The following is a 25926-nucleotide window of genomic DNA, read 5'->3' on the forward strand; positions in this document are numbered from 1 at the left end:
CTTGGCTACAATGAAAGATGTTGCCCGCCTGGCGGGCGTTTCTACCTCAACAGTTTCTCACGTTATCAATAAAGATCGCTTCGTCAGTGAAGCGATTACCGCCAAAGTTGAAGCGGCGATTAAAGAACTCAATTACGCGCCATCAGCTCTGGCGCGTAGCCTCAAACTCAATCAAACACATACCATTGGCATGTTGATCACTGCCAGTACTAATCCTTTCTATTCAGAACTGGTGCGCGGCGTTGAACGCAGCTGCTTCGAACGCGGTTATAGTCTTGTCCTTTGCAATACCGAAGGCGATGAACAGCGGATGAATCGCAATCTGGAAACGCTGATGCAAAAACGCGTTGATGGCTTGCTGTTACTGTGCACCGAAACGCATCAGCCTTCGCGTGAAATCATGCAACGTTATCCGACAGTGCCTACCGTGATGATGGACTGGGCTCCGTTCGATGGCGACAGCGATCTTATTCAGGATAACTCGTTGCTGGGCGGAGACTTAGCAACGCAATATCTGATCGATAAAGGTCATACCCGTATCGCCTGTATTACCGGCCCGCTGGATAAAACTCCGGCGCGCCTGCGGTTGGAAGGTTATCGGGCGGCGATGAAACGTGCGGGTCTCAACATTCCTGATGGCTATGAAGTCACTGGTGATTTTGAATTTAACGGTGGGTTTGACGCTATGCGCCAACTGCTATCACATCCGCTGCGTCCTCAGGCCGTCTTTACCGGAAATGACGCTATGGCTGTTGGCGTTTACCAGGCGTTATATCAGGCAGAGTTACAGGTTCCGCAGGATATCGCGGTGATTGGCTATGACGATATCGAACTGGCAAGCTTTATGACGCCACCATTAACCACTATCCACCAACCGAAAGATGAACTGGGGGAGCTGGCGATTGATGTACTCATCCATCGGATAACCCAGCCAACTCTTCAGCAACAACGATTACAACTTACTCCGATTCTGATGGAACGCGGTTCGGCTTAGATTTACGCTGTCTTTTGATCAAATTATTACCATCGGTTGTTTTCAGAAGCATGAACATTGCTGCTGAAGCAACAGTAATAATGCCCATCGTGATAAACGTATAGTGGAATTGTTCGACAGTCGTTGTGCCTTCCATCCCTTCATAAACGCGAAGGACGGCCGCACTTACAGCAACGCCTAAACTAATCGACAGTTGCTGCGTGACCGCCAGAACACTGTTACCGCTGCTGGCGTTGTCATCGGTCAGATCGGCAAGTGTGATGGTATTCATCGCGGTAAACTGCGTCGACATAGCCATCCCTAATATAAACAACGGCAAGATCAGCATCCATATCGCCATTGCCGGTGATTGCAAAGAGAACTGAGCGATCATTAGCCCAATAATCACCGTGATCCCCACTAACGTATGGCGATAGCCCAGACGACGTAAGACTTGGGTAACCATCGATTTTGCAATAATGGAACCTAACGCTGTCGGTGCCATCATACAGCCGGCAATAAACGCCTGATAACCAAATCCTACCTGTAACATCAATGGCATAAGGAACGGTACACAGCCGGTCCCCAGACGGGTTGCAATATTGCCTACGATACCGATCGAGAAAGTGCGGGTTTTAAATAAATCTAATGAAATTAATGGGTTTGGCGTGCGTCGTGCATGGAGAATATAGAGAAGCAGTAACCCGATGCTGGTGACAATTACCGTCAAGGCAATCCAGCTGGCGACAATCTTTTCCCCGAATAGCTCTATTCCGCTTGAAAAGAGAACAAGGCTGAGGCCAAACAGCAAAAAGCCAGTGATATCGAATCTGCGTCGTGCGGTGGTGAAATTGGGCATATGTTTGCGCGCGTAAAGAAGGCCCGCAATACCTATGGGGATATTGATTAAAAATATCCAGTGCCAGGTTGCCCAGGTGACCAGCACGCCGCCAAGAACGGGGCCTAAAATTGGCCCCACCAGACCCGGCATGGCGACAAAATTCAATACTGGAAGAAGTTCATTACGAGGATAAGCGCGCAGTAAGGCCAGCCGAGCAACAGGCATCATCATTGCGCCGCCTATCCCCTGAATAACCCGGAAGACAACCAGCTGTGGTAGCGAATTAGAAAGTGCGCAGGCCAGAGAACCCAATGTGAACAGACTCACGGCAAGGGTAAAAATGCGACGCGTACCGAAGCGATCGGCTAGCCATCCGCTTACCGGAATAAGCATCGCCACCGTCAGCGTATAACTGATGATGGCTGATTGCATCGCGAGAGGAGAACGATTAAGGCTATGAGCGATTGCGGGTAAGGCGGTATTCAGAATAGTGGCATCAAGTGCCTGCATGAAGAAGGCCATCGCCGCGATCCACGGCAAACCCGCCATACTGCGCTTCTTTTTATCGCTCATTCAATGTCCTGTTATCGGGTTATCACTTATCAGGTGAGCGTAGCAGCGCCTGACAAGCTTTAAATGCCGCGTCGCCATCGCTTTGGATAATCGCATCGACAATCGCCTGATGCAGATCCAGCTTTATCACTGTGTCGCTGGTAATTGACGTGAAGTAAGTGTGATAAACCGAATGGAATAGCGAGGCGAATGAGGTCAAAAACGGATTGGCGCTCATTTCATAGATATGCTCATGCCAGGCCATATCGACTTCGATCCAGCGTTCACGGCGAAAGTTCTCTTTTAATGCCGCCATTTCGGCCATTAACGTATTGAGATGCGCTTTCTGTTCCGCGGTGCCAACCGTTGCTGCCAGTAGGCAAGCTTGTGGCTCCAGACAGATACGCATAACCAGAAAGTGATTGATGACCTGATGAAAGTTCTCTTCTGTCATCCACCAGGTAAGCAATTCCTGATCAAGAAAATTCCAGTTCGATTGTGGCATGACCCGGGTACCAATTCGCGGTCGCGGTAAAACCATCCCTTTTGCCGTTAACGTTTTGACTGCTTCGCGTACCGCTGTACGACTCACTCCAAATTGCTCGCCCAGCTCAATCTCACCAGGCAAAATGGTGCCGGGTTCATATTCACCTTTTAAGATCCGTTGCGCCAGCTTCTCAGCCAGAACATACGAAAGGTTTTTCTGTGCAGCTAACTGTTGTGCGCTTAAAGGCATTACTACTCTTCCTTTTTCTTTTTATTCCTCCTTAGTATGCCACCAGGAAGTGTGATTACGGTTGCAAAAACGGCAAATTGCTTGTTTTATGGCACATTAACGGGGCTTTTGCTGAAAAAATGCGCGGTCAGAAAATTATTTTAAATTTCCTCTTGTCAGGCCGGAATAACTCCCTATAATGCGCCACCACTGACACGGAACAACGGCAAACACGCCGCCGGGTCAGCGGGGTTCTTCTGAGAATTCCGGCAGAGAAAGCAAAAATAAATGCTTGACTCTGTAGCGGGAAAGCGTATTATGCACACCCCGCGCCGCTGAGAAAAAGCGAAGCGGCACTGCTCTTTAACAATTTATCAGACAATCTGTGTGGGCACTCGAAGATACGGATTCTTAACGTCGCAAGACGAAAAATGAATACCAAGTCTCAAGAGTGAACACGTAATTCATTACGAAGTTTAATTCTTTGAGCATCAAACTTTTAAATTGAAGAGTTTGATCATGGCTCAGATTGAACGCTGGCGGCAGGCCTAACACATGCAAGTCGAACGGTAACAGGAAACAGCTTGCTGTTTCGCTGACGAGTGGCGGACGGGTGAGTAATGTCTGGGAAACTGCCTGATGGAGGGGGATAACTACTGGAAACGGTAGCTAATACCGCATAACGTCGCAAGACCAAAGAGGGGGACCTTCGGGCCTCTTGCCATCGGATGTGCCCAGATGGGATTAGCTAGTAGGTGGGGTAACGGCTCACCTAGGCGACGATCCCTAGCTGGTCTGAGAGGATGACCAGCCACACTGGAACTGAGACACGGTCCAGACTCCTACGGGAGGCAGCAGTGGGGAATATTGCACAATGGGCGCAAGCCTGATGCAGCCATGCCGCGTGTATGAAGAAGGCCTTCGGGTTGTAAAGTACTTTCAGCGGGGAGGAAGGGAGTAAAGTTAATACCTTTGCTCATTGACGTTACCCGCAGAAGAAGCACCGGCTAACTCCGTGCCAGCAGCCGCGGTAATACGGAGGGTGCAAGCGTTAATCGGAATTACTGGGCGTAAAGCGCACGCAGGCGGTTTGTTAAGTCAGATGTGAAATCCCCGGGCTCAACCTGGGAACTGCATCTGATACTGGCAAGCTTGAGTCTCGTAGAGGGGGGTAGAATTCCAGGTGTAGCGGTGAAATGCGTAGAGATCTGGAGGAATACCGGTGGCGAAGGCGGCCCCCTGGACGAAGACTGACGCTCAGGTGCGAAAGCGTGGGGAGCAAACAGGATTAGATACCCTGGTAGTCCACGCCGTAAACGATGTCGACTTGGAGGTTGTGCCCTTGAGGCGTGGCTTCCGGAGCTAACGCGTTAAGTCGACCGCCTGGGGAGTACGGCCGCAAGGTTAAAACTCAAATGAATTGACGGGGGCCCGCACAAGCGGTGGAGCATGTGGTTTAATTCGATGCAACGCGAAGAACCTTACCTGGTCTTGACATCCACAGAACTTTCCAGAGATGGATTGGTGCCTTCGGGAACTGTGAGACAGGTGCTGCATGGCTGTCGTCAGCTCGTGTTGTGAAATGTTGGGTTAAGTCCCGCAACGAGCGCAACCCTTATCCTTTGTTGCCAGCGGTCCGGCCGGGAACTCAAAGGAGACTGCCAGTGATAAACTGGAGGAAGGTGGGGATGACGTCAAGTCATCATGGCCCTTACGACCAGGGCTACACACGTGCTACAATGGCGCATACAAAGAGAAGCGACCTCGCGAGAGCAAGCGGACCTCATAAAGTGCGTCGTAGTCCGGATTGGAGTCTGCAACTCGACTCCATGAAGTCGGAATCGCTAGTAATCGTGGATCAGAATGCCACGGTGAATACGTTCCCGGGCCTTGTACACACCGCCCGTCACACCATGGGAGTGGGTTGCAAAAGAAGTAGGTAGCTTAACCTTCGGGAGGGCGCTTACCACTTTGTGATTCATGACTGGGGTGAAGTCGTAACAAGGTAACCGTAGGGGAACCTGCGGTTGGATCACCTCCTTACCTTAAAGAAGCGTACTTTGCAGTGCTCACACAGATTGTCTGATAGAAAGTGAAAAGCAAGGCGTCTTGCGAAGCAGACTGATACGTCCCCTTCGTCTAGAGGCCCAGGACACCGCCCTTTCACGGCGGTAACAGGGGTTCGAATCCCCTAGGGGACGCCACTTGCTGGTTTGTGAGTGAAAGTCACCTGCCTTAATATCTCAAAACTCATCTTCGGGTGATGTTTGAGATATTTGCTCTTTAAAAATCTGGATCAAGCTGAAAATTGAAACACTGAACAACGAGAGTTGTTCGTGAGTCTCTCAAATTTTCGCAACACGATGATGAATCGCAAGAAACATCTTCGGGTTGTGAGGTTAAGCGACTAAGCGTACACGGTGGATGCCCTGGCAGTCAGAGGCGATGAAGGACGTGCTAATCTGCGATAAGCGTCGGTAAGGTGATATGAACCGTTATAACCGGCGATTTCCGAATGGGGAAACCCAGTGTGTTTCGACACACTATCATTAACTGAATCCATAGGTTAATGAGGCGAACCGGGGGAACTGAAACATCTAAGTACCCCGAGGAAAAGAAATCAACCGAGATTCCCCCAGTAGCGGCGAGCGAACGGGGAGGAGCCCAGAGCCTGAATCAGTGTGTGTGTTAGTGGAAGCGTCTGGAAAGGCGCGCGATACAGGGTGACAGCCCCGTACACAAAAATGCACATACTGTGAGCTCGATGAGTAGGGCGGGACACGTGGTATCCTGTCTGAATATGGGGGGACCATCCTCCAAGGCTAAATACTCCTGACTGACCGATAGTGAACCAGTACCGTGAGGGAAAGGCGAAAAGAACCCCGGCGAGGGGAGTGAAAAAGAACCTGAAACCGTGTACGTACAAGCAGTGGGAGCCTCTTTTATGGGGTGACTGCGTACCTTTTGTATAATGGGTCAGCGACTTATATTCTGTAGCAAGGTTAACCGAATAGGGGAGCCGAAGGGAAACCGAGTCTTAACTGGGCGTTAAGTTGCAGGGTATAGACCCGAAACCCGGTGATCTAGCCATGGGCAGGTTGAAGGTTGGGTAACACTAACTGGAGGACCGAACCGACTAATGTTGAAAAATTAGCGGATGACTTGTGGCTGGGGGTGAAAGGCCAATCAAACCGGGAGATAGCTGGTTCTCCCCGAAAGCTATTTAGGTAGCGCCTCGTGAATTCATCTCCGGGGGTAGAGCACTGTTTCGGCAAGGGGGTCATCCCGACTTACCAACCCGATGCAAACTGCGAATACCGGAGAATGTTATCACGGGAGACACACGGCGGGTGCTAACGTCCGTCGTGAAGAGGGAAACAACCCAGACCGCCAGCTAAGGTCCCAAAGTCATGGTTAAGTGGGAAACGATGTGGGAAGGCCCAGACAGCCAGGATGTTGGCTTAGAAGCAGCCATCATTTAAAGAAAGCGTAATAGCTCACTGGTCGAGTCGGCCTGCGCGGAAGATGTAACGGGGCTAAACCATGCACCGAAGCTGCGGCAGCGACACTATGTGTTGTTGGGTAGGGGAGCGTTCTGTAAGCCTGTGAAGGTGTACTGTGAGGTATGCTGGAGGTATCAGAAGTGCGAATGCTGACATAAGTAACGATAAAGCGGGTGAAAAGCCCGCTCGCCGGAAGACCAAGGGTTCCTGTCCAACGTTAATCGGGGCAGGGTGAGTCGACCCCTAAGGCGAGGCCGAAAGGCGTAGTCGATGGGAAACAGGTTAATATTCCTGTACTTGGTGTTACTGCGAAGGGGGGACGGAGAAGGCTATGTTGGCCGGGCGACGGTTGTCCCGGTTTAAGCGTGTAGGCTGGTTTTCCAGGCAAATCCGGAAAATCAAGGCTGAGGCGTGATGACGAGGCACTACGGTGCTGAAGCAACAAATGCCCTGCTTCCAGGAAAAGCCTCTAAGCATCAGGTAACATCAAATCGTACCCCAAACCGACACAGGTGGTCAGGTAGAGAATACCAAGGCGCTTGAGAGAACTCGGGTGAAGGAACTAGGCAAAATGGTGCCGTAACTTCGGGAGAAGGCACGCTGATATGTAGGTGAAGTCCCTCGCGGATGGAGCTGAAATCAGTCGAAGATACCAGCTGGCTGCAACTGTTTATTAAAAACACAGCACTGTGCAAACACGAAAGTGGACGTATACGGTGTGACGCCTGCCCGGTGCCGGAAGGTTAATTGATGGGGTCAGCGCAAGCGAAGCTCTTGATCGAAGCCCCGGTAAACGGCGGCCGTAACTATAACGGTCCTAAGGTAGCGAAATTCCTTGTCGGGTAAGTTCCGACCTGCACGAATGGCGTAATGATGGCCAGGCTGTCTCCACCCGAGACTCAGTGAAATTGAACTCGCTGTGAAGATGCAGTGTACCCGCGGCAAGACGGAAAGACCCCGTGAACCTTTACTATAGCTTGACACTGAACATTGAGCCTTGATGTGTAGGATAGGTGGGAGGCTTAGAAGTGTGGACGCCAGTCTGCATGGAGCCGACCTTGAAATACCACCCTTTAATGTTTGATGTTCTAACGTTGACCCGTGATCCGGGTTGCGGACAGTGTCTGGTGGGTAGTTTGACTGGGGCGGTCTCCTCCTAAAGAGTAACGGAGGAGCACGAAGGTTGGCTAATCCTGGTCGGACATCAGGAGGTTAGTGCAATGGCATAAGCCAGCTTGACTGCGAGCGTGACGGCGCGAGCAGGTGCGAAAGCAGGTCATAGTGATCCGGTGGTTCTGAATGGAAGGGCCATCGCTCAACGGATAAAAGGTACTCCGGGGATAACAGGCTGATACCGCCCAAGAGTTCATATCGACGGCGGTGTTTGGCACCTCGATGTCGGCTCATCACATCCTGGGGCTGAAGTAGGTCCCAAGGGTATGGCTGTTCGCCATTTAAAGTGGTACGCGAGCTGGGTTTAGAACGTCGTGAGACAGTTCGGTCCCTATCTGCCGTGGGCGCTGGAGAACTGAGGGGGGCTGCTCCTAGTACGAGAGGACCGGAGTGGACGCATCACTGGTGTTCGGGTTGTCATGCCAATGGCACTGCCCGGTAGCTAAATGCGGAAGAGATAAGTGCTGAAAGCATCTAAGCACGAAACTTGCCCCGAGATGAGTTCTCCCTGACCCTTTAAGGGTCCTGAAGGAACGTTGAAGACGACGACGTTGATAGGCCGGGTGTGTAAGCGCAGCGATGCGTTGAGCTAACCGGTACTAATGAACCGTGAGGCTTAACCTTACAACGCCGAAGATGTTTTGGCGGATGAGAGAAGATTTTCAGCCTGATACAGATTAAATCAGAACGCAGAAGCGGTCTGATGAAACAGAATTTGCCTGGCGGCCGTAGCGCGGTGGTCCCACCTGACCCCATGCCGAACTCAGAAGTGAAACGCCGTAGCGCCAATGGTAGTGTGGGGTCTCCCCATGCGAGAGTAGGGAACTGCCAGGCATCAAATTAAGCAGTAAGCCGGTCATAAAACCGGTGGTTGTAAAAGAATTCGGTGGAGCGGTAGTTCAGTCGGTTAGAATACCTGCCTGTCACGCAGGGGGTCGCGGGTTCGAGTCCCGTCCGTTCCGCCACCCTAATTAGGGGCGTAGTTCAATTGGTAGAGCACCGGTCTCCAAAACCGGGTGTTGGGAGTTCGAGTCTCTCCGCCCCTGCCAGAAATCATCCTTAGCGAAAGCTAAGGATTTTTTTTATCTGAAATAACCCTCTCTGAAGTAAATCCTTCTACCGGCATCCTTGCCAGCCATTCAGATTAATACACTTCATCCAGCACGTTAATTTTCAATAGATCGCGAATCAACGTATTTTTATCGCTATTTTGCAGCCATATGGCATAAAGCGGCCGTGAAAGTGTTGTGCTATCGACAACGGTATGCAGGCCGCCTTTTTTACGCGCCCAGCTGACGGGTAGCCAGGTGCAACCATTAAGCATCGCAATCTGTTGCTGTGCCAGTTCAGCAGAACTGGTTGTCAGAATGGGCACTTCGTCAGCACCGATCAAACCTGCCTCATGCTGTTGAAAATCTGGCCCCCACTCCAGTCGCAGATAGTTAAGATCTCCCTTTAGTTTAGAAGGGGCACTGGTATAAAGCGCTAAAGTGAAATACCCCAGCAACTGACTACTAAATTCGTCCATTTTGGGCGCTTCAGTGGTAATAAGAAGATCAAGCTGGCGTTCATGCAGCTGTTTTACCAGAGACTGCCGTTGGGCAATTCGCGCTTCAAACTGTAAGCCTGTATGGGCATCCTGATTTTGATACAAACGTCCCAGCCACTGATTAAGCATACATTCCCACAATGAGGCGCTGGCACCGATAGAAAACTCGTTATGTCGTGAGGTATGCGCCACCTCCTTACGGGCGGCCTGCCAGGTGCTCATGAGCGTTTCTGCATAAGGCAGTAGTTTTTCACCGGCAGCGGTTAAACGGATATTGTTTCTGTGGCGGGTGAAAAGGTTCACACCCAGTTGATTTTCCAGTTGTCTGATTCGAAAGCTCACTGCTGACTGGGTCAGATAGAGCGATTCAGCCGCTCGACCAAAGTGACGCGTTCGGCTAACTTCCAGGAAAGTTTTTAACAATTCCGTATCCACAGTGCTCTCCGCAAAATTATTTGTCGTTATGATTTAAATGTTTTGTTTTACACTCTGTCAAGCGTAACTAATACTCCGCGCCATAACTAGCTCGGTCAAAGAATTAGGAGCGTGCAGGATGGCGGAAAGCTTTACGACGACTAATCGATATTTCGACAATAAACATTATCCACGTGGATTCTCTCGCCATGGTGATTTCACCATCAAAGAGGCACAACTGCTTGAGCGTCATGGTTATGCCTTCAATGAGTTGGATCTTGGCAAACGCGAGCCGGTTACCGAGGAAGAGAAACTCTTCGTAGCAGTATGCCGTGGCGAACGTGAGCCAGTGACAGAAGCAGAACGCGTGTGGTCCAAGTATATGACGCGTATCAAGCGTCCAAAACGTTTTCACACCCTTTCCGGCGGTAAACCGCAGGTTGAAGGTGCTGAAGACTACACCGATTCTGACGATTAATAAAAAGGGCGAAATGCCCTTTTTTTATGTCAGTAGTTTTTGCAGATGGATGAGCAAACGGTCAATCGCACGATAGCTAACTGCCTCCTGCAAATGCTGACGTGTGATAATGTCAGACTGATCAATATCAGCAATGGTTCGTGCAACTTTCAATAACCGCTGCCAGGCACGAATCGATAACCCCAGATGGATCAGCGTTTCTTCCAGCCACTGCGCATCTTCGCTCTCAAGCTTGCAGAATTTGCGTATTTCTGGACTATCCAGCCAGGCGTTCAACTTATTCTGCCGCTTAAATTGGCGCTCTCTGGCAGCCATTACACGTTGTTTAACGGTGGTGCTGCTTTCTCCCGGCACTACCGTTTTACTCAAAATGCCGGGGGGTGGTAATGGGATCTCCAGTGAGAGATCGAAGCGGTCGAGAAAGGGCCCCGAGAGCCGGTTGAGATAACGTAATGTCTGTTCTGGCGTGCAGCGGTTATGGTTTCCCTGATAATGTCCGGTAGGGCTGGGATTCATCGCCGCAACAAGCTGGAAACGGGCTGGATAGGTTATTTTTGCTCGTGTGCGTGAAAGATGGATCTGCCCGGATTCAATCGGCTCTCGCAAAGCATCCAGTGTACGCCGTTCAAATTCAGGTAACTCATCAAGAAAAAGCACGCCGTTATGCGCCAGCGAAATTTCACCTGGCCCTGGAATTGCACCACCGCCCACCATCGCAGTTAACGACGCACTGTGATGAGGTGAGCGGAACGGGCGCTGCCGCCATTGTTTTTGTACTGATTCAGCATTTACCAGACTTAATATCGCAGCGCTCTCCAGTGCCTCTTCATTGCTTAAATCTGGCAACAGGCCATTAATACGGCTGGCGAGCATTGTTTTACCTGTTCCCGGCGGTCCAATCAGTAAAAGGTTGTGCCCACCAGCGGCGGTAATTTCCAGTCCTCGCTTTCCTTGCTCCTGACCGACAACATCACTGAGATCATGTTGTAGCGCCCGGGATACTGCATCAGTTGGTTTCGGGCGTTCGAGAGTGTGCTTACCTTCCAGAAACGCACAGACAGCCTGCAGATGATCGGCTATCAGGCATCCTTCACCGTTAATTAGCCCCACTTCATCTTCGTTATCTTTCGCGACGATAATTTTTCTGCCCGACTTAATAGCTTCAGTTGCACTGGAGATTGCACCGGGAACGCCACGCAGAGCGCCTGTAAGCGCCAGTTCTCCGACTAATTCATATTCATCTAACTTATTGGCTGTAAGCTGTTCTGAGGCCGCCAGCAACGCAATGGCGATAGGTAAATCATATCGTCCCCCTTCTTTTGGTAGATCGGCTGGAGCCAGGTTGATGGTAATTTTTTTGGCCGGATATTCATATCCGCTATTGATAATGGCGCTGCGCACGCGATCGCGGGCTTCTTTTACCGTTGTTTCTGGTAAGCCCACCATCGTTAAACCGGGTAGACCTTTACTGATATGTACCTCAACAGTGATTGGGGGCGCATTTACTCCCAGGGCTGCGCGGGTATGAACAATTGACAGTGACATAAGCCCTCCTTGAGTCACCATTATGTGCATAAGATATCGCTGCTGTAGCCCGCTAATTCGTGAATTTTAGTGGCTGATTCCTGTTTATTTGTGCAAGTGAAGTTGAGTTGTTCTGGCGGTGGAATGATGCTCGCAAAAATGCAGCGGACAAAGGATGAACTACGAGGGAGGGAACAACATTCGTACTGAAATTGAATTTTTTTCACTCACTATTTTCTTTTTAAAAAACAACAATTTCTATTGAAATTATTAAAGCCATCATAAAAAACGGCCAAAAAATATCTTGTGCTATTCGCAAAATCTATGGTAACTCTTTAGGCATTCCTTCGAACAAGATGCAAGAAAAGACAAAATGACAGCCCTTCTACGAGTGATTAGCCTGGTCGTGATTAGCGTGGTGGTGATTATTATCCCACCGTGCGGGGCTGCACTTGGACGAGGAAAGGCTTAGAGATCAAGCCTTAACGAACTAAGACCCCCGCACCGAAAGGTCCGGGGGTTTTTTTTGACCTTAAAAACATAACCGAGGAGCAGACAATGAATAACAGCACAAAATTCTGTTTCTCAAGATTCAGGACGGGGAACTAACTATGAATGGCGCACAGTGGGTGGTACATGCGTTGCGGGCACAGGGTGTGAACACCGTTTTCGGTTATCCGGGTGGCGCAATTATGCCGGTTTACGATGCATTGTATGACGGCGGCGTGGAGCACTTGCTGTGCCGACATGAGCAGGGTGCGGCAATGGCGGCTATCGGTTATGCCCGTGCTACCGGCAAAACTGGCGTATGTATCGCCACGTCTGGTCCGGGCGCAACCAACCTGATAACCGGGCTTGCGGACGCACTGTTAGATTCTATCCCTGTTGTTGCCATCACCGGTCAAGTGTCCGCACCGTTTATCGGCACTGACGCATTTCAGGAAGTGGATGTCCTGGGATTGTCGTTAGCCTGTACCAAGCACAGCTTTCTGGTGCAGTCGCTGGAAGAGTTGCCGCGCATTATGGCTGAAGCATTCGACGTTGCCAGCTCAGGTCGTCCTGGTCCGGTTCTGGTCGATATCCCAAAAGATATCCAGTTAGCCAGCGGCGACCTGGAACCGTGGTTCACCACCGTTGAAAACGAAGTGACTTTCCCACATGCCGAAGTTGAGCAAGCGCGCCAGATGCTGGCAAAAGCGCAAAAACCGATGCTGTACGTTGGTGGTGGCGTGGGTATGGCGCAGGCAGTTCCTGCTTTACGAGAATTTCTCGCTACCACAAAAATGCCTGCCACCTGCACGCTGAAAGGGCTGGGCGCAGTTGAAGCAGATTATCCGTACTATCTGGGCATGCTGGGAATGCATGGCACCAAAGCGGCGAACTTCGCGGTGCAGGAGTGCGACTTGCTGATCGCCGTGGGTGCACGTTTTGATGACCGGGTGACCGGCAAACTGAACACCTTCGCACCACACGCCAGTGTTATCCATATGGATATCGACCCGGCAGAAATGAACAAGCTGCGTCAGGTACATGTGGCATTACAAGGTGATTTAAATGCTCTGTTACCAGCATTACAGCAGCCGTTAAATATCAATGACTGGCAGCTACACTGCGCGCAGCTGCGTGATGAACATGCCTGGCGTTACGACCATCCCGGTGACGCTATCTACGCGCCGTTGTTGTTAAAGCAACTGTCGGATCGTAAACCTGCGGATTGCGTCGTGACCACTGATGTGGGGCAGCACCAGATGTGGGCTGCGCAGCACATCGCCCACACTCGCCCGGAAAATTTCATCACCTCCAGCGGCTTAGGTACCATGGGTTTTGGTTTACCGGCGGCGGTTGGCGCACAAGTCGCGCGACCGAACGATACCGTTGTCTGTATCTCCGGTGACGGCTCTTTCATGATGAATGTGCAAGAGCTGGGCACCGTAAAACGCAAGCAGTTACCGTTGAAAATCGTCTTACTCGATAACCAACGGTTAGGGATGGTTCGACAATGGCAGCAACTGTTTTTTCAGGAACGATACAGCGAAACCACCCTTACTGATAACCCCGATTTCCTCATGTTAGCCAGCGCCTTCGGCATCCCTGGCCAACACATCACCCGTAAAGACCAGGTTGAAGCGGCACTCGACACCATGCTGAACAGTGATGGGCCATACCTGCTTCATGTCTCAATCGACGAACTTGAGAACGTCTGGCCGCTGGTGCCGCCTGGTGCCAGTAATTCAGAAATGTTGGAGAAATTATCATGATGCAACATCAGGTCAATGTATCGGCTCGCTTCAATCCGGAAACCTTAGAACGTGTTTTACGCGTGGTGCGTCATCGTGGTTTCCACGTCTGCTCAATGAATATGGCCGCCGCCAGCGATGCACAAAATATAAATATCGAATTGACCGTTGCCAGCCCACGGTCGGTCGACTTACTGTTTAGTCAGTTAAATAAACTGGTGGACGTCGCACACGTTGCCATCTGCCAGAGCACAACCACATCACAACAAATCCGCGCCTGAGCGCAAAAGGAATATAAAAATGACCACGAAGAAAGCTGATTACATTTGGTTCAATGGGGAGATGGTTCGCTGGGAAGACGCGAAGGTGCATGTGATGTCGCACGCGCTGCACTATGGCACCTCGGTTTTTGAAGGCATCCGTTGCTACGACTCGCACAAAGGACCGGTTGTATTCCGCCATCGTGAGCATATGCAGCGTCTGCATGACTCCGCCAAAATCTATCGCTTCCCGGTTTCGCAGAGCATTGATGAGCTGATGGAAGCTTGTCGTGACGTGATCCGCAAAAACAATCTCACCAGCGCCTATATCCGTCCGCTGATCTTCGTCGGTGATGTTGGTATGGGCGTTAACCCGCCAGCGGGATACTCAACCGATGTGATTATCGCCGCTTTCCCGTGGGGAGCGTATCTGGGCGCAGAAGCGCTGGAGCAGGGGATCGATGCGATGGTTTCCTCCTGGAACCGCGCAGCACCAAACACCATCCCAACTGCGGCAAAAGCCGGTGGTAACTATCTCTCTTCCCTGCTGGTGGGTAGCGAAGCGCGCCGCCACGGTTATCAGGAAGGTATCGCGCTGGATGTGAACGGTTATATCTCTGAAGGCGCAGGCGAAAACCTGTTTGAAGTGAAAGATGGTGTGCTGTTCACCCCACCGTTCACCTCCTCCGCGCTGCCGGGTATTACCCGTGACGCCATCATCAAACTGGCGAAAGAGCTGGGAATTGAAGTGCGTGAGCAGGTGCTGTCGCGCGAATCCCTGTATCTGGCGGATGAAGTGTTTATGTCCGGTACGGCGGCAGAAATCACGCCAGTGCGCAGCGTAGACGGTATTCAGGTAGGTGAAGGCCGTTGCGGCCCGGTCACCAAACGCATTCAGCAAGCCTTCTTCGGCCTCTTCACTGGCGAAACCGAAGATAAATGGGGCTGGTTAGATCAAGTTAATCAATAAATACAAAAAATGGGACGGCACGCACCGTCCCATTTACGAGACAGACACTGGGAGTAAATAAAGTATGCCTAAGTACCGTTCCGCCACCACCACTCATGGTCGTAATATGGCGGGTGCTCGTGCGCTGTGGCGCGCCACCGGAATGACCGACGCCGATTTTGGCAAGCCGATTATCGCGGTTGTGAACTCGTTCACCCAATTTGTACCGGGTCACGTCCATCTGCGCGATCTCGGTAAACTGGTCGCCGAACAAATTGAAGCGGCTGGCGGCGTTGCCAAAGAGTTCAACACCATTGCGGTGGATGATGGGATTGCCATGGGCCACGGGGGGATGCTTTATTCACTGCCATCTCGCGAACTGATCGCTGATTCCGTTGAGTATATGGTCAACGCCCACTGCGCCGACGCCATGGTCTGCATCTCTAACTGTGACAAAATCACCCCGGGGATGCTGATGGCCTCTCTGCGCCTGAATATTCCGGTGATCTTTGTTTCCGGCGGCCCGATGGAGGCCGGGAAAACCAAACTGTCCGATCAGATCATCAAGCTCGATCTGGTTGATGCGATGATCCAGGGGGCAGACCCGAAAGTTTCTGACTCCCAGAGCGATCAGGTTGAACGTTCCGCATGCCCAACCTGCGGTTCCTGCTCCGGGATGTTTACCGCTAACTCGATGAACTGCCTGACCGAAGCGCTGGGTCTGTCGCAGCCGGGCAACGGCTCGCTGCTGGCAACACACTCTGACCGTAAGCAGCTGTTCCTCAATGCTGGTAAACGCATTGTTGAATTGACCAAACGTTACTACGAGCAAAACGACGAAAGTGCACTGCCGCGTAATATCGCCAGTAAAGCGGCGTTTGAAAATGCCATGACGCTGGATATCGCGATGGGTGGATCGACTAACACCGTACTTCACCTGCTGGCGGCGGCGCAGGAAGCGGAAATCGACTTCACCATGAGTGATATCGACAAACTTTCGCGTAAAGTCCCGCAGTTATGCAAAGTTGCGCCGAGCACCCAAAAATACCATATGGAAGATGTTCACCGTGCTGGTGGTGTTATCGGTATTCTCGGCGAACTGGATCGCGCTAACTTACTGAATCGCGATGTGAAAAACGTACTTGGCCTGACGTTGCCGCAAACGCTGGAACAATACGACGTTATGCTGACCCAGGATGACGCGGTAAAAAATATGTTCCGCGCAGGCCCTGCAGGCATTCGTACCACACAGGCATTCTCGCAGGATTGCCGCTGGGATACGCTGGACGACGATCGCGCAAATGGCTGTATTCGCTCGCTGGAACACGCCTACAGCAAAGACGGTGGCCTGGCGGTGCTCTACGGAAATTTCGCGGAAAACGGCTGCATCGTTAAAACTGCGGGCGTCGATGACAGCATCCTCAAATTCACCGGCCCGGCGAAAGTATACGAAAGCCAGGACGACGCGGTAGAAGCGATTCTCGGCGGTAAAGTTGTCGCCGGAGATGTGGTAGTAATTCGCTATGAAGGCCCAAAAGGTGGTCCGGGGATGCAGGAAATGCTCTACCCAACCAGCTTCCTGAAATCAATGGGGCTCGGTAAAGCCTGTGCGCTGATCACCGACGGTCGTTTCTCTGGCGGCACCTCTGGCCTTTCTATCGGCCACGTCTCACCGGAAGCGGCAAGCGGCGGCAGCATTGGCCTGATTGAAGACGGCGATCTTATCGCTATCGACATTCCGAACCGTGGCATTCAGTTACAGGTAAGCGATGCCGAACTGGCGGCGCGTCGTGAAGCGCAGGAAGCTCGGGGTGACAAAGCCTGGACGCCGAAAAATCGTGAACGTCAGGTCTCCTTTGCCCTGCGTGCTTATGCCAGCCTGGCAACCAGCGCCGACAAAGGCGCGGTGCGCGATAAATCGAAACTGGGGGGTTAATAATGGCTGACTCGCAACCCCTGTCCGGTGCCCCGGAAGGTGCCGAATATTTAAGAGCAGTGCTGCGCGCGCCGGTTTACGAGGCGGCGCAGGTTACGCCGCTACAAAAAATGGAAAAACTGTCGTCGCGTCTTGATAACGTCATTCTGGTGAAGCGCGAAGATCGCCAGCCAGTGCACAGCTTTAAGCTGCGCGGCGCATACGCCATGATGGCGGGCCTGACGGAAGAACAAAAAGCGCACGGCGTGATCACTGCTTCTGCGGGTAACCACGCGCAGGGCGTCGCGTTTTCTTCCGCACGGTTAGGCGTGAAGGCGCTGATCGTCATGCCAACCGCCACCGCCGATATCAAAGTCGATGCGGTACGTGGATTCGGCGGCGAAGTGCTGCTCCACGGCGCGAACTTTGATGAAGCGAAAGCCAAAGCGATTGAACTGTCACAGCAGCAGGGGTTCACCTGGGTGCCGCCGTTCGACCATCCGATGGTGATTGCCGGGCAAGGCACGCTGGCGCTGGAACTGCTCCAGCAGGATGCTCATCTCGACCGCGTATTTGTGCCAGTCGGCGGCGGCGGTCTGGCTGCTGGCGTGGCGGTGCTGATCAAACAACTGATGCCGCAAATCAAAGTGATCGCCGTAGAAGCGGAAGACTCCGCCTGCCTGAAAGCAGCGCTGGATGCGGGTCATCCGGTTGATCTGCCACGCGTGGGACTGTTCGCCGAAGGTGTCGCGGTAAAACGCATCGGCGACGAAACCTTCCGTTTATGCCAGGAGTATCTCGACGACATCATCACCGTCGATAGTGATGCGATCTGTGCGGCGATGAAGGATTTATTCGAAGATGTGCGCGCAGTGGCGGAACCCTCTGGCGCGTTGGCGCTGGCGGGAATGAAAAAATATATCGCTCAGCACAACATTCGCGGCGAACGCCTGGCGCATATTCTTTCCGGTGCTAACGTGAACTTTCACGGCCTGCGCTACGTCTCGGAACGCTGCGAACTGGGCGAACAGCGTGAAGCGTTGTTGGCGGTGACCATTCCGGAAGAAAAAGGCAGCTTCCTCAAATTCTGCCAACTGCTTGGCGGGCGATCGGTCACCGAGTTCAACTACCGTTTTGCCGATGCCAAAAACGCCTGCATCTTTGTCGGCGTGCGCCTGAGCCGCGGCCTCGAAGAGCGCAAAGAAATTTTGCAGATGCTCAACGACGGCGGCTACAGCGTGGTGGATCTCTCCGACGACGAAATGGCGAAGTTGCATGTGCGCTATATGGTCGGCGGGCGCCCGTCACATCCGTTGCAGGAACGCCTCTACAGCTTCGAATTCCCGGAATCACCGGGCGCGCTGCTGCGCTTCCTCAACACGCTGGGTACGCACTGGAACATTTCTTTGTTCCACTATCGCAGCCATGGCACCGACTACGGGCGCGTACTGGCGGCGTTCGAACTTGGCGACCATGAACCGGATTTCGAAACCCGGCTGAATGAGCTGGGCTACGATTGCCACGACGAAACCAATAACCCGGCGTTCAGGTTCTTTTTGGCGGGTTAATGGTTCGGCAAAATCTTCCAGAATGCCTCAATCAGCGGCTCATGTAGCCGCTTTTTTTGCGCACACACCCCCAGCTCAAACGGCGTTTTCTCATCGCTGCGCTCTAAAATCATCACGCGGTTACGCACCGGTTCTGGGCTGTTTTCCAGCACCACTTCCGGCAACAATGCCACGCCACAGCCGAGCGCCACCATCGATACCATCGCTTCATGCCCGCCAACCGTGGCGTAAATCATCGGGTTGCTGATTTTATTGCGTCGAAACCACAGTTCAATGCGGCGGCGTACCGGTCCCTGATCGGCCATGATAAACGGCACTGTAGACCAGTCCGGCTTCTCTGCCGAAACCTGGTTACGCACCGGGCAGGGCAGCGCGGGCGCAATCAGCACTACTGCCAGATTCTCCAGCATCGAAAACGCCACTGCGCCGGGCAGAGTCTCCGGTTTCCCGGCAATCGCCAGATCCGCTTCACCAGTGACCACCTTTTCCATCGCATCTGCCGCATCACCAGTGGTGAGTTTAATCTCCACCGACGGGTGTTCCGCGCGGAAGCGATCCAGAATCGGCGGCAGATGGCTGTAGGCAGCAGTCACCGAGCAGAAGATATGTAATTCGCCAGAGAGCGACGGCCCTTGCTGATCGATGGTGTGGCGCAGCTGCTGATACTGCAACAGCGTTTGCTGGGCGAAAACGCGCAGCTCTTCGCCCGCTTCCGTCAGCGTTACCGTGCGGTTATCGCGCACAAATAGCGGCTGACCAAGATCTTCTTCCAGGCGCTGAATCTGCCGTGAGAGCGTGGATGGGCTAACGTGCATCGCCCGCGCGCTGCGGCCAAAATGGCGGCTTTCCGCCAGATGCAGGAAGGTTTTCAGATCGCGTAAATCCACAGGGACAGCCCTCGATGTTGACGTTGCAAAAATTGCAATGTGACGTTGTGAATATATCAATTTCCGCAATAAATTTCCTGTCATATAGTGAATTCAATCTCGCAAACGCGAACCGAACAATAAGAAGCACAACATCACGAGGAATCACCATGGCTAACTACTTCAATACACTGAACCTGCGCCAGCAACTGGCACAGTTGGGCAAATGTCGCTTTATGGGCCGCGACGAATTCGCCGATGGCGCGAGCTACCTTCAGGGTAAAAAAGTGGTCATCGTCGGCTGTGGCGCTCAAGGTCTGAACCAGGGCCTGAACATGCGTGATTCTGGTCTGGATATCTCCTACGCGCTGCGTAAGGAAGCGATTGCCGAAAAGCGCGCATCCTGGCGTAAAGCGACCGAAAATGGTTTTAAAGTGGGTACTTACGAAGAACTGATCCCACAGGCGGATCTGGTGGTTAACCTGACGCCGGACAAGCAGCACTCTGATGTAGTGCGCACCGTACAGCCACTGATGAAAGACGGCGCGGCGCTGGGTTACTCGCATGGTTTCAACATCGTCGAAGTGGGCGAGCAGATCCGTAAAGACATCACCGTAGTCATGGTTGCGCCGAAATGCCCAGGCACCGAAGTACGTGAAGAGTACAAACGTGGATTCGGCGTACCGACGCTGATTGCCGTTCACCCGGAAAACGATCCGAAAGGCGAAGGCATGGCGATAGCTAAAGCATGGGCGGCGGCAACCGGTGGTCACCGTGCGGGCGTGCTGGAATCGTCCTTCGTTGCGGAAGTGAAATCTGACCTGATGGGTGAGCAAACCATCCTGTGCGGTATGTTGCAGGCTGGCTCTCTGCTGTGCTTCGACAAGCTGGTGGAAGAAGGCACCGATCCGGCATACGCAGAAAAACTGATTCAGTTCGGTTGGGAAACCATCACCGAAGCACTGAAACAGGGCGGCATCACCCTGATGATGGACCGTCTCTCTAACCCGGCGAAACTGCGTGCTTACGCGCTGTCAGAACAGCTGAAAGAGATCATGGCGCCGCTGTTCCAGAAACATATGGACGACATCATCTCCGGCGAATTCTCCTCCGGCATGATGGCGGACTGGGCCAACGATGATAAGAAACTGCTGACCTGGCGTGAAGAGACCGGCAAAACCGCGTTTGAAACCGCGCCGCAGTATGAAGGCAAAATCGGCGAGCAGGAGTACTTCGATAAAGGCGTACTGATGATCGCGATGGTGAAAGCGGGCGTTGAACTGGCGTTCGAAACCATGGTCGATTCCGGCATCATTGAAGAGTCTGCATATTATGAATCACTGCACGAGCTGCCGCTGATTGCCAACACCATCGCCCGTAAGCGTCTGTACGAAATGAACGTGGTTATCTCTGATACCGCTGAGTACGGTAACTATCTGTTCTCTTACGCTTGTGTGCCGTTGCTGAAACCGTTTATGGCAGAGCTGCAACCGGGCGACCTGGGTAAAGCTATTCCGGAAGGCGCGGTAGATAACGCGCAACTGCGTGATGTGAACGAAGCGATTCGCAGCCATGCAATTGAGCAGGTAGGTAAGAAACTGCGCGGCTATATGACAGATATGAAACGCATTGCTGTTGCGGGTTAATAGCGATTCAGAGTTCAAGGCCTTCTCCTGGAGAAGGCCTTACTGTTAGTTACGGTAAAGCACCTTTATGATGTGGTAACCGAACTGGGTATGCAGCGGGCCAGTCGGCTCCAGTACCGGACAAGAGAACACAACTTTATCGAACGCCGGAACCATCTGACCCTGGCGGAATTCACCTAAATCACCGCCGCGTTTGCCTGATGGGCAAATGGAGTGTTTCTTCGCCAGCTTGCCGAAATCGGCCCCGTTCTTAATCTGCTCGAGAAGATCCAGAGCCAGTTTCTCTTCTTTTACAAGGATATGCAGTGCTGCTGCTGTTTTTGCCATGATCGTGCCTTGAGTGAATAATTGTCAGACGGCGATTTTAGCATGATCCGCAGATGCTAACGTAATTGTCAGTCAGGACGGGTCACATATATGGCAAAAGCCCGGAAAATCCGGGCTTCGCAGGTCCCTCAAGGGGAGAAAACTTAGGGCCTCTATGGGCTACAAAGTCATTATCGGGGATGGTGATTTTATTGTCAATTTATGAGCGATATGGCATTGATTGACTTGATGACCGCCCTCTGTATGTCTGCAACCAACTCATGTGGCAAACATTGATTAAGATACCCTCTGTAAGTTCTTGCTCTGTTTAATCTGTTTCGACTGACTTGTTGTACCAGGTCGGCTTTGGCCCAACGAATCTGCTGATCAAAGAATTGCAGGTCATTGATAATATTACTGGCTATTTCAACATGCATTCCACGATTTAACTTGTCATGGTCGCGAGTGGTTGATAATGGAACGACGATACATGCGTTGCCATTAATTTTTCCGTTGAGCACGACAACTAACCTGTTTTTTATCATTTCAGGAGGAATGCGGCCATCGTAATACGTGGTGCTGAACGGTCCATTTTGGCTAACAGGATAGTTACCAAAGTTGCATTCCAGTATTTCACCAACCTTAGGGCTGAAATTAATCGCCACGAGTAAACCTCTCCTTAGTAAACTCTGAAAAAGTAATAACACAACGTTACGACCCGATATTTTCTAAGTCTAATGGATTCACGATGAACTCCGATTTCGGTCTTCTCTCTCTGATTTAAACATCCGCAGCCAACCGGTTAGCGGCTTACACGCGGTCACATTCAAATGCGATTCTGCTACAATCCTCCCCCCGTTCGAAGATTGAGCAATACACCTATGCGTCTAAACCCCGGCCAACAACAAGCTGTCGAATTCGTTACCGGCCCCTGCCTGGTGCTGGCGGGCGCGGGTTCCGGTAAAACTCGTGTTATCACCAATAAAATCGCCCATCTGATCCGCGGTTGCGGTTATCAGGCGCGGCACATTGCGGCGGTGACCTTTACTAATAAAGCAGCGCGCGAGATGAAAGAGCGTGTAGGGCAGACGCTGGGGCGCAAAGAGGCGCGTGGGCTGATGATCTCCACTTTCCATACGTTGGGGCTGGATATCATCAAACGCGAGTATGCGGCGCTTGGGATGAAAGCGAACTTCTCGTTGTTTGACGATACCGATCAGCTTGCTTTGCTTAAAGAGTTGACCGAGGGGCTGATTGAAGATGACAAAGTTCTCCTGCAACAACTGATTTCGACCATCTCTAACTGGAAGAACGATCTCAAAACTCCGGCGCAGGCGGCGGCAGAGGCAAAGGGCGAGCGGGATCGTATTTTTGCCCATTGTTATGGGCTGTATGATGCACACCTGAAAGCCTGTAACGTTCTCGACTTCGATGACCTGATTTTATTGCCGACGTTGCTGCTGCAACGCAATGAAGAAGTACGCGAACGCTGGCAGAACAAAATTCGCTACCTGCTGGTGGATGAGTATCAGGACACCAACACCAGCCAGTATGAACTGGTGAAACTGCTGGTGGGCAGCCGCGCGCGCTTTACCGTGGTGGGTGACGATGACCAGTCGATCTACTCCTGGCGCGGTGCACGTCCGCAAAACCTGGTGCTGCTGAGTCAGGATTTTCCGGCGCTGAAGGTGATTAAGCTTGAGCAGAACTATCGCTCTTCCGGGCGTATTCTGAAAGCGGCGAACATCCTGATCGCCAATAACCCGCACGTCTTTGAAAAGCGTCTGTTCTCCGAACTGGGTTACGGCACAGAGCTAAAAGTTTTAAGCGCGAATAACGAAGAACATGAAGCCGAGCGCGTCACTGGTGAACTGATTGCGCATCACTTCGTCAATAAAACGCAGTACAAAGATTACGCCATTCTTTATCGCGGCAACCATCAGTCGCGGGTATTTGAAAAATTCCTGATGCAAAACCGCATCCCGTACAAAATATCTGGTGGCACGTCGTTCTTCTCCCGTCCGGAAATCAAGGACTTGCTGGCTTATCTGCGCGTACTGACTAACCCGGATGATGACAGCGCGTTTTTGCGGATCGTTAACACGCCGAAGCGAGAGATTGGCCCGGCGACGCTGAAAAAGTTGGGTGAATGGGCGATGACGCGCAATAAAAGCATGTTTACCGCCAGCTTTGATATGGGATTGAGTCAGACGCTTAGCGGACGTGGTTATGAGGCGTTGACCCGCTTTACTCACTGGCTGGCAGAAATCCAGCGTCTGGCGGAGCGGGAGCCGATTGCCGCGGTGCGCGATCTGATCCACGGCATGGATTATGAATCCTGGCTATACGAAACATCGCCCAGCCCGAAAGCTGCCGAAATGCGCATGAAGAACGTCAACCAACTGTTTAGCTGGATGACGGAGATGCTGGAAGGCAGCGAACTGGATGAGCCGATGACGCTCACCCAGGTGGTGACGCGCTTTACTTTGCGCGACATGATGGAGCGCGGCGAGAGTGAGGAAGAGCTGGATCAGGTGCAACTGATGACTCTCCACGCGTCGAAAGGGCTGGAGTTTCCTTATGTCTACATGGTCGGTATGGAAGAAGGGTTTTTGCCGCACCAGAGCAGTATCGATGAAGATAATATCGATGAGGAGCGGCGGCTGGCCTATGTCGGCATTACCCGCGCCCAGAAGGAATTGACCTTTACGCTGTGTAAAGAACGCCGTCAGTACGGCGAACTGGTGCGCCCTGAGCCGAGCCGCTTTTTGCTGGAGCTGCCGCAGGATGATCTGATTTGGGAACAGGAGCGCAAAGTGGTCAGCGCCGAAGAACGGATGCAGAAAGGGCAAAGCCATCTGGCGAATCTGAAAGCGATGATGGCGGCAAAACGAGGGAAATAATCAAGGCCGGAAAAGATGCGTCAGCATCGCATCCGGCACTTACTCATTAATGCACTTCCAGCGGCCAGTGGACATAGCTCTGCCACTGGCTTTCCTGAGCAATAATCTCTTTACCCAGCGGATGTTGGGTTAGCCAACCTTGCGGAAGCGTCAAGGTCAACAGTTCATGGTTAGCCTGTAATGTCATCTCTGGCACGAGATCGTCACGGCGACGGCTGGCAAAAATGATGGCCAGGCGTAGTAAACGGCAGAGTTGTTCTGCGACGCGCGGCGGTACGGCATTTTGCTGATGCAGCGATGAGAGATCGACCGGATTAGTCTGGTTGAGCAGTAGCGTCGCCAGCAATTTTTTCTGTGCGGGGGTAAAACCGGGAAGATCCAGATTACGCACCAGATAAGCAGCGTGTTGCGGCGCTTGTTTGAAGTCAACGCTCAGGCCGATTTCATGAAGCTGACAGGCGCTGATGAGCAAATCGCGGCTTATTGCTTCAAGATGCCATTCGTTTTCCACCTGATCGAAGAAGTTAGCCGCAACTTTGGCTACGCGCTGTGCCTGATCAATATCGATCATAAAGCGGCGTTGAATATTACGCAGCGTACGGCTGCGAATATCCTGCTCGACGGCCAGATGCAACATGCCATAGACCAGGCCTTCACGCAGCGCACCGCCCGCCAGGGTCATACACTGAATATTCAGTTCGGTAAAAATGGCGATCAGGATCGCCAGACCACTCGGGAACACTAACGCACGTTCCAGCGTCAGCCCGTCAATCTCCAGTTCCTCCAGCCGACCGCAATGAATGGCTCGCTGTTTCAATTGCTGCAACTTTTCCAGGGTAATGCGTTCATCCATCCCCTGTGCCATCATGATTTCCTGTAACGCCTGCACGGTGCCGGAAGCACCAACGCACACTTTCCAGCCGTGATACCGTAATTCATCGGCAACCGGACGTAACACTTCGCGTGCCGCTTTTTCTGCAGCATCAAAATTTTCCTGCCCCAGATTACGATCGGCAAAATAGCGTTCCAGCCAGGTGACGCAGCCCATCGACAGGCTGAACAACGAGGTGGTTTGTGCACCCGTGCCGGTTACCAGTTCAGTACTGGCTCCGCCTATATCCACCACCAGGCGCTGATCGGCACCACCAGTGGTGTGAGCAACGCCCTGATAAATCAGACGTGCTTCCTCTTCACCGCTGATCACCTGTACCGGACAACCGAGAATTTCCTGCGCTTTGGCAATAAAATCACCCGCATTGACGGCAAGGCGTAACGTCGCCGTAGCGACAACGCGAATTTGCGAGGGAGGAATATCTTGCAGACGTTCAGCAAACAGGCGCAAACATTGCCAACCGCGCTCCATTGCTTCATTGGAGAGGGCATTTTCGCTATTCAGGCCAGCAGCCAGACGCACTTTGCGTTTTATTCGCGTCAGCGTCTGGATGCTTCCAGCCACCTCGCGCACAACCAGCATATGAAAACTATTCGAACCGAGATCAATGGCTGCATACAGCGACGAGGTGGAACCCATACTCTTCATCCTTCAATCTGTCT

The 25926-nt window shown here is 52.2% G+C and carries 19 protein-coding genes, 3 tRNA genes and 3 rRNA genes; 17 read left to right on the forward strand and 8 right to left on the reverse strand.

Annotated elements, in window-relative coordinates; genetic code table 11:
• Position 1: 1 nt before the first annotated feature.
• Positions 2–994, forward strand: coding sequence for a ribose operon transcriptional repressor RbsR (gene rbsR, locus HUZ68_RS23335; protein WP_000224470.1), 993 nt, complete (start codon positions 2–4; stop codon positions 992–994).
• On the opposite strand, the gene mdtD is transcribed toward rbsR, so the two are convergent.
• Positions 960–2387, reverse strand: coding sequence for a multidrug transporter subunit MdtD (gene mdtD, locus HUZ68_RS23340; RefSeq protein WP_001280852.1), 1428 nt, complete (start codon positions 2385–2387; stop codon positions 960–962). The genes rbsR and mdtD overlap by 35 nt on opposite strands.
• A gap of 22 nt (positions 2388–2409) precedes the next feature.
• Entirely contained in the window at positions 2410–3102 is a 693-nt protein-coding gene (locus HUZ68_RS23345; protein ID WP_001131179.1) for a FadR/GntR family transcriptional regulator, read from the reverse strand.
• 480 nt (positions 3103–3582) lie between these two features.
• Between HUZ68_RS23345 and HUZ68_RS23350 the strand changes: the two genes are divergently transcribed.
• From HUZ68_RS23350 to HUZ68_RS23375, 6 genes are all read left to right on the forward strand, one after another.
• A 16S ribosomal RNA gene (locus tag HUZ68_RS23350) occupies positions 3583–5124 on the forward strand.
• A gap of 85 nt (positions 5125–5209) precedes the next feature.
• A tRNA-Glu gene (locus HUZ68_RS23355) sits at positions 5210–5285 on the forward strand.
• Positions 5286–5478: 193 nt separating this feature from the next.
• Positions 5479–8381, forward strand: a 23S ribosomal RNA gene (locus tag HUZ68_RS23360).
• A 94-nt stretch (positions 8382–8475) separates the two neighbouring features.
• A 5S ribosomal RNA gene (gene rrf / locus HUZ68_RS23365) occupies positions 8476–8591 on the forward strand.
• Together the 16S, 23S and 5S rRNA genes with 3 tRNA genes alongside form the textbook arrangement of a ribosomal RNA operon.
• Before the next feature lie 54 nt (positions 8592–8645).
• A tRNA-Asp gene (locus HUZ68_RS23370) sits at positions 8646–8722 on the forward strand.
• 8 nt (positions 8723–8730) lie between these two features.
• A tRNA-Trp gene (locus tag HUZ68_RS23375) sits at positions 8731–8806 on the forward strand.
• 95 nt (positions 8807–8901) lie between these two features.
• Here HUZ68_RS23375 and hdfR read toward each other — a convergent pair.
• Positions 8902–9741 carry an HTH-type transcriptional regulator HdfR gene (hdfR, locus tag HUZ68_RS23380; RefSeq protein ID WP_000379246.1) on the reverse strand — a complete coding sequence of 280 codons (840 nt, stop codon included), beginning with the start codon at positions 9739–9741 and terminating at the stop codon, positions 8902–8904.
• Between the two features lie 118 nt (positions 9742–9859).
• Here hdfR and maoP point away from each other — a divergent pair, with 118 nt between their 5' ends.
• Entirely contained in the window at positions 9860–10198 is a 339-nt protein-coding gene (gene maoP / locus HUZ68_RS23385) for a macrodomain Ori organization protein MaoP (RefSeq protein WP_000841001.1), read from the forward strand.
• 24 nt (positions 10199–10222) lie between these two features.
• Here the strand turns inward: maoP and HUZ68_RS23390 are convergent, their stop codons facing one another.
• Positions 10223–11743: a YifB family Mg chelatase-like AAA ATPase gene (locus HUZ68_RS23390; protein WP_000058987.1), complete on the reverse strand. Its 1521-nt coding sequence runs from the start codon at positions 11741–11743 to the stop codon at positions 10223–10225.
• 352 nt (positions 11744–12095) lie between these two features.
• Here HUZ68_RS23390 and ilvL point away from each other — a divergent pair, with 352 nt between their 5' ends.
• The 7 genes from ilvL to ilvA all read left to right on the forward strand — a co-directional run bounded on the left by ilvL (position 12096) and on the right by ilvA (position 18651).
• Positions 12096–12194: an ilv operon leader peptide gene (ilvL, locus tag HUZ68_RS23395; RefSeq protein WP_001311244.1), complete on the forward strand. Its 99-nt coding sequence runs from the start codon at positions 12096–12098 to the stop codon at positions 12192–12194.
• Between the two features lie 86 nt (positions 12195–12280).
• The gene (gene ilvX, locus HUZ68_RS23400; protein WP_001387183.1) at positions 12281–12331 is read left to right on the forward strand and encodes a peptide IlvX; all 51 of its coding nucleotides are present in this window, start codon (positions 12281–12283) and stop codon (positions 12329–12331) included.
• A gap of 2 nt (positions 12332–12333) precedes the next feature.
• A complete protein-coding gene (ilvG, locus tag HUZ68_RS23405; protein WP_097761086.1) occupies positions 12334–13980 on the forward strand; it encodes an acetolactate synthase 2 catalytic subunit in 1647 nt (548 codons plus the stop codon).
• Positions 13977–14240: an acetolactate synthase 2 small subunit gene (ilvM, locus tag HUZ68_RS23410; RefSeq protein WP_000983255.1), complete on the forward strand. Its 264-nt coding sequence runs from the start codon at positions 13977–13979 to the stop codon at positions 14238–14240. Before ilvG ends, ilvM begins: the two co-directional genes overlap by 4 nt.
• 19 nt (positions 14241–14259) lie before the next feature.
• Positions 14260–15189 (forward strand): branched-chain-amino-acid transaminase, encoded by a 930-nt coding sequence (ilvE, locus tag HUZ68_RS23415; RefSeq protein ID WP_000208520.1) that lies wholly within the window; start codon positions 14260–14262, stop codon positions 15187–15189.
• A 64-nt stretch (positions 15190–15253) separates the two neighbouring features.
• Entirely contained in the window at positions 15254–17104 is a 1851-nt protein-coding gene (ilvD, locus tag HUZ68_RS23420; protein ID WP_001127413.1) for a dihydroxy-acid dehydratase, read from the forward strand.
• 2 nt (positions 17105–17106) lie between these two features.
• Positions 17107–18651: a threonine ammonia-lyase, biosynthetic gene (ilvA, locus tag HUZ68_RS23425; RefSeq protein WP_000785599.1), complete on the forward strand. Its 1545-nt coding sequence runs from the start codon at positions 17107–17109 to the stop codon at positions 18649–18651.
• Here the strand turns inward: ilvA and ilvY are convergent.
• Positions 18648–19538, reverse strand: coding sequence for an HTH-type transcriptional activator IlvY (gene ilvY, locus HUZ68_RS23430; RefSeq protein ID WP_000365773.1), 891 nt, complete (start codon positions 19536–19538; stop codon positions 18648–18650). The genes ilvA and ilvY overlap by 4 nt on opposite strands.
• 149 nt (positions 19539–19687) lie before the next feature.
• On the opposite strand from ilvY, the gene ilvC reads away from it, so the two are divergent.
• Positions 19688–21163 carry a ketol-acid reductoisomerase gene (ilvC, locus tag HUZ68_RS23435; protein WP_000024951.1) on the forward strand — a complete coding sequence of 492 codons (1476 nt, stop codon included), beginning with the start codon at positions 19688–19690 and terminating at the stop codon, positions 21161–21163.
• Between the two features lie 45 nt (positions 21164–21208).
• Here ilvC and ppiC read toward each other — a convergent pair whose 3' ends face one another.
• Positions 21209–21490 carry a peptidylprolyl isomerase PpiC gene (ppiC, locus tag HUZ68_RS23440; RefSeq protein WP_001140251.1) on the reverse strand — a complete coding sequence of 94 codons (282 nt, stop codon included), beginning with the start codon at positions 21488–21490 and terminating at the stop codon, positions 21209–21211.
• 194 nt (positions 21491–21684) lie between these two features.
• Positions 21685–22134 carry a type II toxin-antitoxin system PemK/MazF family toxin gene (locus tag HUZ68_RS23445; RefSeq protein ID WP_000996686.1) on the reverse strand — a complete coding sequence of 150 codons (450 nt, stop codon included), beginning with the start codon at positions 22132–22134 and terminating at the stop codon, positions 21685–21687.
• Between the two features lie 216 nt (positions 22135–22350).
• Here HUZ68_RS23445 and rep point away from each other — a divergent pair, with 216 nt between their 5' ends.
• Positions 22351–24372, forward strand: a complete 2022-nt coding sequence (rep, locus tag HUZ68_RS23450) for a DNA helicase Rep (protein ID WP_001238869.1) — start codon at positions 22351–22353, stop codon at positions 24370–24372.
• 46 nt (positions 24373–24418) lie between these two features.
• Here rep and gppA read toward each other — a convergent pair whose 3' ends face one another.
• Positions 24419–25903, reverse strand: a complete 1485-nt coding sequence (gppA, locus tag HUZ68_RS23455; protein ID WP_001295254.1) for a guanosine-5'-triphosphate,3'-diphosphate diphosphatase — start codon at positions 25901–25903, stop codon at positions 24419–24421.
• Positions 25904–25926: the final 23 nt, after the last annotated feature.

Origin of the sequence: Shigella dysenteriae, assembly GCF_022354085.1 — a bacterium.
In the GTDB taxonomy this organism is placed as follows: Bacteria; Pseudomonadota; Gammaproteobacteria; order Enterobacterales; family Enterobacteriaceae; genus Escherichia; species Escherichia coli.